The organism is Thermoflexus sp. (assembly GCF_025055495.1).
Taxonomy (GTDB): Bacteria; Chloroflexota; Anaerolineae; order Thermoflexales; family Thermoflexaceae; genus Thermoflexus.
Map to the genome: position 1 here is coordinate 1 of NZ_JANWXB010000404.1, position 6,863 is coordinate 6,863.

The 6,863-nt window shown below is 64.1% G+C and carries 6 protein-coding genes and 1 other RNA gene; 3 read left to right on the forward strand and 4 right to left on the reverse strand.

Annotated features, from left to right (window positions below):
- Positions 1 to 121 precede the first annotated feature (121 nt).
- From ssrA to NZM16_RS13160, 3 genes are all read left to right on the forward strand, one after another.
- Positions 122 to 507: a transfer-messenger RNA gene (gene ssrA / locus NZM16_RS13150) on the forward strand.
- Between the two features lie 371 nt (positions 508 to 878).
- Positions 879 to 2,054: a methyltransferase gene (locus NZM16_RS13155; RefSeq protein WP_295451094.1), complete on the forward strand. Its 1,176-nt coding sequence runs from the start codon at positions 879 to 881 to the stop codon at positions 2,052 to 2,054.
- Between the two features lie 533 nt (positions 2,055 to 2,587).
- Complete coding sequence (locus NZM16_RS13160) at positions 2,588 to 3,184, forward strand: helix-turn-helix domain-containing protein (protein ID WP_295451095.1); 597 nt, start codon at positions 2,588 to 2,590, stop codon at positions 3,182 to 3,184.
- Positions 3,185 to 3,443: 259 nt separating this feature from the next.
- Here the strand turns inward: NZM16_RS13160 and NZM16_RS13165 are convergent, their stop codons facing one another.
- From NZM16_RS13165 to NZM16_RS13180, 4 genes are all read right to left on the reverse strand, one after another.
- Positions 3,444 to 4,754 (reverse strand): hypothetical protein, encoded by a 1,311-nt coding sequence (locus NZM16_RS13165; protein WP_295451097.1) that lies wholly within the window; start codon positions 4,752 to 4,754, stop codon positions 3,444 to 3,446.
- Positions 4,755 to 5,026: 272 nt separating this feature from the next.
- Complete coding sequence (locus NZM16_RS13170) at positions 5,027 to 5,617, reverse strand: 5-formyltetrahydrofolate cyclo-ligase (protein ID WP_295451098.1); 591 nt, start codon at positions 5,615 to 5,617, stop codon at positions 5,027 to 5,029.
- 15 nt (positions 5,618 to 5,632) lie between these two features.
- Positions 5,633 to 6,289, reverse strand: coding sequence for a hypothetical protein (locus NZM16_RS13175; RefSeq protein ID WP_295451100.1), 657 nt, complete (start codon positions 6,287 to 6,289; stop codon positions 5,633 to 5,635).
- Positions 6,261 to 6,698 carry an ASCH domain-containing protein gene (locus tag NZM16_RS13180; RefSeq protein WP_295480794.1) on the reverse strand — a complete coding sequence of 146 codons (438 nt, stop codon included), beginning with the start codon at positions 6,696 to 6,698 and terminating at the stop codon, positions 6,261 to 6,263. Before NZM16_RS13180 ends, NZM16_RS13175 begins: the two co-directional genes overlap by 29 nt.
- Between the last annotated feature and the right edge of the window lie 165 nt (positions 6,699 to 6,863).

A 6,863-nucleotide genomic window follows, 5' to 3' on the forward strand; every position in this document is an offset into this window, starting at 1 on the left:
GAAAGGGGGGAGGGGCCATCGCCCTCTGGACTTGCTTCGGTTCCTCAAATCCCCAGTCTATAACTGGACAAAGCACTAGGCCTCGCCAGGAATCCCGCCTTGCGTTATAATAGAAGCGCAAGGGGGCGAAAAGGGCTCGACGGGGGAGGCAGATCATCGGTGGCAGGTCGGGGCCGCTCGGACCCCGTGAACAACCCGGGCAAACAATAAGTGCCAACCGCGATTACGCGGCTCTCCCGCTGGCCGCCTAAGCCAGCGTGAGGGGACGGTCCCCCGATGAGGGGACCCGCTCGACCGGACCCATCGCCGACGGGGCCGGATCGGGTGTGACAAAGTCGGCGTGCGGCAGCCCGGCGCCCCGAAAGGCTGCCTAAGACGGAAGGGGCTGGCTGGTCGGGGACCTTGCCGGTTGGAGGACCGGCCGGCGAGAGGGAAGAACCGGATAAGCCTGTAGGCACCGATGGTCGAATCTTCCGGACGCGGGTTCGATTCCCGCCGCCTCCACCTGAGCCGAAGTGGGCGAGGTCTCGGAATGGAGCCTCGCCCACTTCGTGTTTATGATCGACGTGGGAGCTACGCAAGGGGAAGCGTGATGAAGGGGGGAAGATCACGCGGCCTCCCAATCTCAGCGGGAAACCCGTCGCGCCGCTCCTACAAGAGATGAGAGCTGATCGAAAGATGATCCTTCAAGCCCATCTGAATCCCCTCCTTTCCGGGAAGCGTTTGGGGGATGACCAGGCGCCTTACCCGCGTTGCCCTTTAGGCGGAGAGGGGAAGAATTCAGACGGAGTCCAGCATTCCCCTTGACCCCCTGAAGCGTGATTCGTTCTCCGGATAGGCTCTTAGAGCCCCAGGAGAGCCGATCCAGCTGAGGCGCAATGGGTGTCACGGATTACTATGTCTGGCGGGAATTCGAGGATCACATCGGCGGTGAGCGAATCCGCTGGGCGGGGAAGCCCGGCCTGGAGATCTGGAGCCGTATCGATCCGGGGGTTGCCCTCATCGCCCAGGTGATGGAGATCGGCCCTGAAGATCATGTCCTCGATCTGAACTGTGGGGTGGGATGGCTGGGGGTGTTGGCGGCCCGACGCACCTCCGGTCGGATCTTCCTGGCCAGCGACCACGGATTGGCAGTGGAAGCCACCCGGCGCACGATGGCGATGAACGGCCTCGAAGGACGCGCCAGCATCTTCCACGGCGATGGCTACCCCCTTCTTGAGCCCGGGACTTTCGATGTGGTTTTTTTGAACATCCCCAAAGGCAAGGAGGCTGCTCAGCGTCTGGTGCGTCTCGCGGCCTGGGCCCTCAAGCCCGGAGGACGGCTCTACCTGGCCGGGCCGAAACGGGGCGGGATCGAGAGCATCATCGCTTATGTCCGGGATATCTTCGGCCGGGCCCCGGTGTGGGCCTACGGAAGCGGTTACCGCGTGGCGGTAGCTGACCGCCCCCCGCATCTGGAGATCGAGCCGCCCGGAGACGATTTCGTAGAGCGGGAAGCAGTCGTTCGGGACCGCGTCTGGCGCTTCGTCACCCGTCCCGGTCTGTTCTCGTGGTCTGACCTGGATGAGGGAACCCGACATCTCATTGAGCAGATGGAGATCCGCCCGGAGGATCACGTCCTGGACCTGGGGTGCGGATATGGGATCGTAGGGGTGATCGCTGGCCATGAAGCGCGAAAGGGGCGGGTGGTCATGGTCGATATCAGCGCCGCCGCCCTGGAGGCAAGCCGCCGCACCCTGGCCCTCTATTCCCTGCCCCATGTGGAGATCCGCTTCAGCGACGTGATCGATGGGGTGCGCGGCGAACGGTTCGATGTCGTGGTGACCAACCCGCCGATCCATCAGGGCTTTGGCGTCGAACGGGAAGTAGCCGTGCAGTTCGTATATGACGCCCCTTCCGTGTTGCGCCCTGGAGGGCGGCTCTATCTGGTCGGGGCGGTGGTGCTGCCCTATCGCACGATCATCGAACGGGTCTTTGGGAACGTGGAGATCCTGTTCGATGATCACCATTATCGGGTTTACCGGGCGATTCATATGCCCCGTCGGCTCCGATAGAAATCCCAGACCTGTGCGGAGAATTCGACGTGACCCATACCATCGATTCGCGCAGATCACGCTCCATGAAGCCCTTCCCCCACGGCCCGAGGGCATGGGGGAGAAAAGACTTCTATAAGGGCAGAGCCGGGCGCCTTCGGCGCTTGGTTTCGCCCCCAAATCCCCCCGCGTAACCCCTCCGAAGATGAGGAAACCCGAATTTCGGACTTTGGATAAACGGACCATGCACCCAGTCCCCTGAGCCTTCTATTAAAGGGTCAGTCCCTCCCCACGGCCCGGGGCCGTGGGAAGGGGAAAATCAAATCGTTCGGAGGCAGGCGGTCCCGCCAGCCCCCAAACTTCCCTTGAGTTAAAGAAATCGCGAGTTCGTCTAAGATCCTCGAATTTGATCGGCCCTCGCTTTTAAACGGGCTTCATTGACATTTTTACTGGCTTCGATTATGCTTTTCCATAGGAGAGGGGCTGGGCGGAGTGGTCGGCGATGGGCGGATCTGGGGGAGGCCTCGGCCTTCCCGTCGCTCAGGAGGTGGCCCATGCAGGCCACGCGAGCCCGCATTTTACAGATTTTGCGCGAAAAGGGAGAAGCCACCGCCGTCGAACTGGCCACCCGACTCGGCCTCCGGGCGGTGACGGTCCGTCATCACCTCCGGGTGCTTCGAGAAGATGGCCTGATCCGCGAAGTTCGCACGCTCCGCAACGGACGCGGTCGTCCGCGCATTGTCTTCACCCTCACCGAAGCCGCGAACCGCTTATTCCCCCGAAACTACGAAGGGCTGGTCCGCCACCTGCTTCCGGTCACGCTGTCCTCTGAGGACATCCGTCAGGTTGCCCGGAGCATGGGCCAGGAAGCCAACCTCCATGGTCTGAGCGGCCGAGCCCGGCTGTCTGCCGCTGTCTCCTTCCTGAATGAAAAGGGCTATCTGGCCCGGCTGGAGACCTCCGGGAACGGGCCAGTCTGGGTGGAGATCCGGAATTGTCCCTATCTGGAGGTTGCCCGGGAGCGGGGGGAGATCTGCGCGTTGGACGCCGTGCTGATGGAGGAGCTGCTGGGGGCGCCTGTCGAACGGGTTTCGTGTATCGTCCAAGGCGATCCGGCCTGCCGGTATCGCGTTCGCCCCGAGACTGCTTAAAGCGTTTTCGCCAGGGCCGCGTGTGGAGGGTCTGCTCTGCCGGGGGTGCGGCGGACGGTGCGCGCGTTGGCGGGGGAGTGCGGACTGAGCGCACAAGAAGGGGATCGATCGCTCCCCTTCTCCGTGCTCGGTCTTTGTGGCCTGAAGGGATCGATCCGGAGGCGTTGATGGAATGCCGGGCGCTAAAGACGCCCGGCATTCCATCAATCTTTGCATTACGGCCTGCGATCGAAAAGCCATCCCCAGTTCAAGCCAACCTTCAGAGGCCAAGGGCCTGCACGATCGTCCCCTCCAGTCCGAACCGCCGAAGCAACAGGGGGATTAGGATCACTCCCAAGGTGTTCAGGCGACGGCTGCCCGTGAGCACCGGCAACCATCCGATGCCTGTGGCGGCCAGAAGAGCGCAGATCCCCGGAAATCCCCCCAGAAGACCGATGCTGATCAGGATCAGCCCGAGCGCCGCCCCATAGACCCACCGCCAGGCTGGATCCATCGACCACGCCTGCATCCTCTGGGCCAGAGGCCCCAGAAGTCCGAAGGCAACCGCCCCGGCCAATCCAGTGGCCCAAACGACGGTCTGATACCGCGGGGGCGTGGCAGGCCCAACCCATGGGGCGAGCATCCCGCTGAGCCCGCCTCGTGTCGTAGGGGCATCCGGCAGGGTGAGCAGCCAGAAGCTCCCGATGAGATAAAGGGCACGGGCCGCTCCCTGGGAAACCAGGAAAGCTCGATCGTCCCGCTGGGCGGTGGCGTGGCCGGCCAGCAGCCCCCCGATCCCGGCGGTCACGCCGGGGAAGATCACGGCAAAAGCCCCGCCCAGGATCCCTGCGCCCAGTCCTCGCGCCCAGATCCCGAAGGTCAGGCGCTCGCTGGGCGCACAGGCTCTCGAGGGCCGTGAGCCCCACAGACCCTGCAATAGCCCGGGAACGGCGAACAGGCCCAGAAAGGCGGGGACCAGGGGCTGATGCGCGAGGGGGCCTGGGAGAGGATTTCGAGATAAGAGCAAAACGCCCAGCAATCCGGAGAGGGCGAAGGTCAACAGGCCAGCCCCTAAGCGCAGCCAGACAGCCCGCAACCGCCGGCCCGGCGTGGGCAGACGTTCGTAGCCCCAGGGCCATTCGGAAAGCAACATAAAAAAGACGATGGAAAGCAAGAGCCAACCCATATGGGGCGCGAGCACGGCTCGTAACATCGCCCATCCCCGGGGCCAAAGGACAGCAGAGAGCAACATCAGGAGCACGGCACCCCACGCTCCCCATCCGGACCACCGGACCGCTTCGAGCCCCCAGCCCTCCCGGAGGGCTTTCTGCGCCGGCAGCAGCAAGCCGGCCGCTCCTTCATCAGGGGTCTGATAGAACACTGCCGGGGCCAGGTGGAAGAACGCAAATCCCACCGCAACGCCGACCCCGAGACCCAATCCGAGATCCTCCGGGAAAGACCACCCATCCCATTGAAGGCCGAAGGTCACAACCGCAACCAGGTTATATGGATGAAGGCCAGGGACGAGGGCGCTCAGCCCGCTGATCCCCAGGCCGATCCCGATGCCCAGGATGGTTTCAGGAAGCGACACGCTGGAATCTCCCTGTTCGGGCTCTTGTCCTGACGGGGCAACCCCGGGGGGTTATGGGCAACCACGGGGGGTTGCCCGTATGGGGCGACCCCCTGTGGTCGCCCATATGGGGCAACCACGGGGGGTTGCCCCTACGAATGATGCGGCGCACCGGGCATTTTGTAGGGGCAGGCCCCTGTGCCTGCCCTGGGCCTCCGTGCCCACCCCCATCGGAGGAGAGCCAACCCTCCCACCTTTCGGGCACGCTCTAAGGACCGATAGCCCCCATCGGCTCACCCTGGAGCTTGGGCCTGAACCCAACCGGTTTCCGTGAGGATCCACTGAACCCGCCCATCCGTTGGGGTATGGGGGAGGGCATCGACCAGAAAGCGGGCGTAGGTGACTCCGACGGTCAGCCCTTTCAGGCGGGGCAGCAGGCGATCGAAATACCCTCCCCCATAACCCAGCCGGAACCCATAGCGGTCGAAGGCCACGCCGGGGATGAAGGCCAGCTCGATCTCCTCCGGATCCACAAGAGGGCACTCCGGCGTGGGTTCCAGCATGCCATACCGGTGTCGTTGCAGCGCGCCAGGCTGGTAAAGGTGTAACGCCAGCTCTCCGGGAGCGATCATTCGCGGCAGCGCCCAGCGCTTCTCCAGATGATGCCCTAAGAGGGGCGTCAGATCGATTTCGTTCCGGAACGCCATATAAGTGAGCACGGTGTGGGCGGCATGGAAGGGCGGCCAGGCTTCTATGTGGCGCCGGATCATCTCACTGGCTGCGGCGACCATCTCGGGGGGAAGGGCCATCCGTTCCGCCAGCCACCGCGCCCGCAGCGCGCGCTTGATCGCCTGGATGGATTCCGGCGTAGGGAACGAGCACATCGGGGCCTGAGCTCCCTATTCGACTGGGAAACGAGCGGCGACTTCCTGCAGCCACCGCTCTACAGCCTCCCGTGCCGCTTCCTGGAAATCCATTCGGGGGGAGGCGTAGAGGATCGGCTCCCCTACGAAAACGACCCCCGGGGGCGGCCAGGAAGCCGCCGGGGAGAGCATGGATGGATGCGTCACATCCAGGGCGATCCAGGAGAGGTCCCCGAGATCCCCTGCAGGGATCCCCTCGAAGGCACCGATGGCCAAGCCGGCCGGGATCCCCTGAGCGCGCGCGTTTCGCGCGTGTCGCCGGGCCTGCTGGAAATCTCCGGCTTCGCCGATCCACCAGAAGACGGCTCCGCCCCGATGAGCAGCGAAAGCGCGTGCCGCCTCCGCCGGGAACTCCGGCGCCACCGTCACCGCGTCCGCTCCCCAGACCTCGAAGGCGGCCTGCGCACAACGCTCCGCGGAGCCCGGATCCCGCCACCGCAGATCCAGCAAGATCGGAAGGTCGTTTGGCAGGTAGCGCATCAATCGCTCCATGGCCACCATCCCGGCAGCCCCTTCGGCCAGGAACGACATCACCGGGATCGCGTAGGCGCAAACCCGCTGTCCCACGGTATCCACAATGATCCGGCCGAACGGGAAGATCGGATCATCCACCCGCAGCATCGGTGCTGGCATGCGATCCATCCGAATGGGAAGCGCCAGTCCCAGACGGGTTCGATGCACCTGATGGCCCCTGCGGAGCTTCCCCCAGAAATCCGGATGTCCCGGCAGCGCCATACGCTTCTCCCTCCGGCGCGATCTCGAACGCGATCACACCCAGCGCTTCCTTTTCGGGAGGATAAAGCGTCCGCAGGGCTTCCCGCAACTGCGCCGGTGTCCAACCCGGCGCGATGGCGGCGGGATCCTCGTGGGCCAGCAGCTCCTCGAAATCCCGATAACGAGCGATGCGGCGGATGACAAATAGATATTGGCCGTTCAATCGCAGACGATCCCCTGGGCTCAGACGGGTGAGGTTTGGATAAGCGACCCGCACTTCGATGGTTTTGCGGCCCGTGAGGATCCATCGAAGAGGCTCCTCCCGGATTCACAACGTCTTCACCCGCATCCCGGAACGCTCTACATGATCTTGGATTAAGGAAAGGGAAGTTTCGGTTTGGGTCGGGCGCCGAAGGTGCCTGACCCAAACTGAAACTTCCCGCTATGGGCAACCTCTCTTCAGGGGGCTTTGGGGGCGGAGTCGGGTGCCTTC

Bases quoted from the DNA above. Each gene is read 5' to 3' on its own strand.
- NZM16_RS13175 (WP_295451100.1), bottom strand. From the start codon at position 6,289: ATGCCAGCACCGATGCTGCGGGTGGATGATCCGATCTTCCCGTTCGGC.
- NZM16_RS13155 (WP_295451094.1), top strand. From the start codon at position 879: ATGGGTGTCACGGATTACTATGTCTGGCGGGAATTCGAGGATCACATC.
- NZM16_RS13160 (WP_295451095.1), top strand. From the start codon at position 2,588: ATGCAGGCCACGCGAGCCCGCATTTTACAGATTTTGCGCGAAAAGGGA.
- NZM16_RS13170 (WP_295451098.1), bottom strand. From the start codon at position 5,617: ATGTGCTCGTTCCCTACGCCGGAATCCATCCAGGCGATCAAGCGCGCG.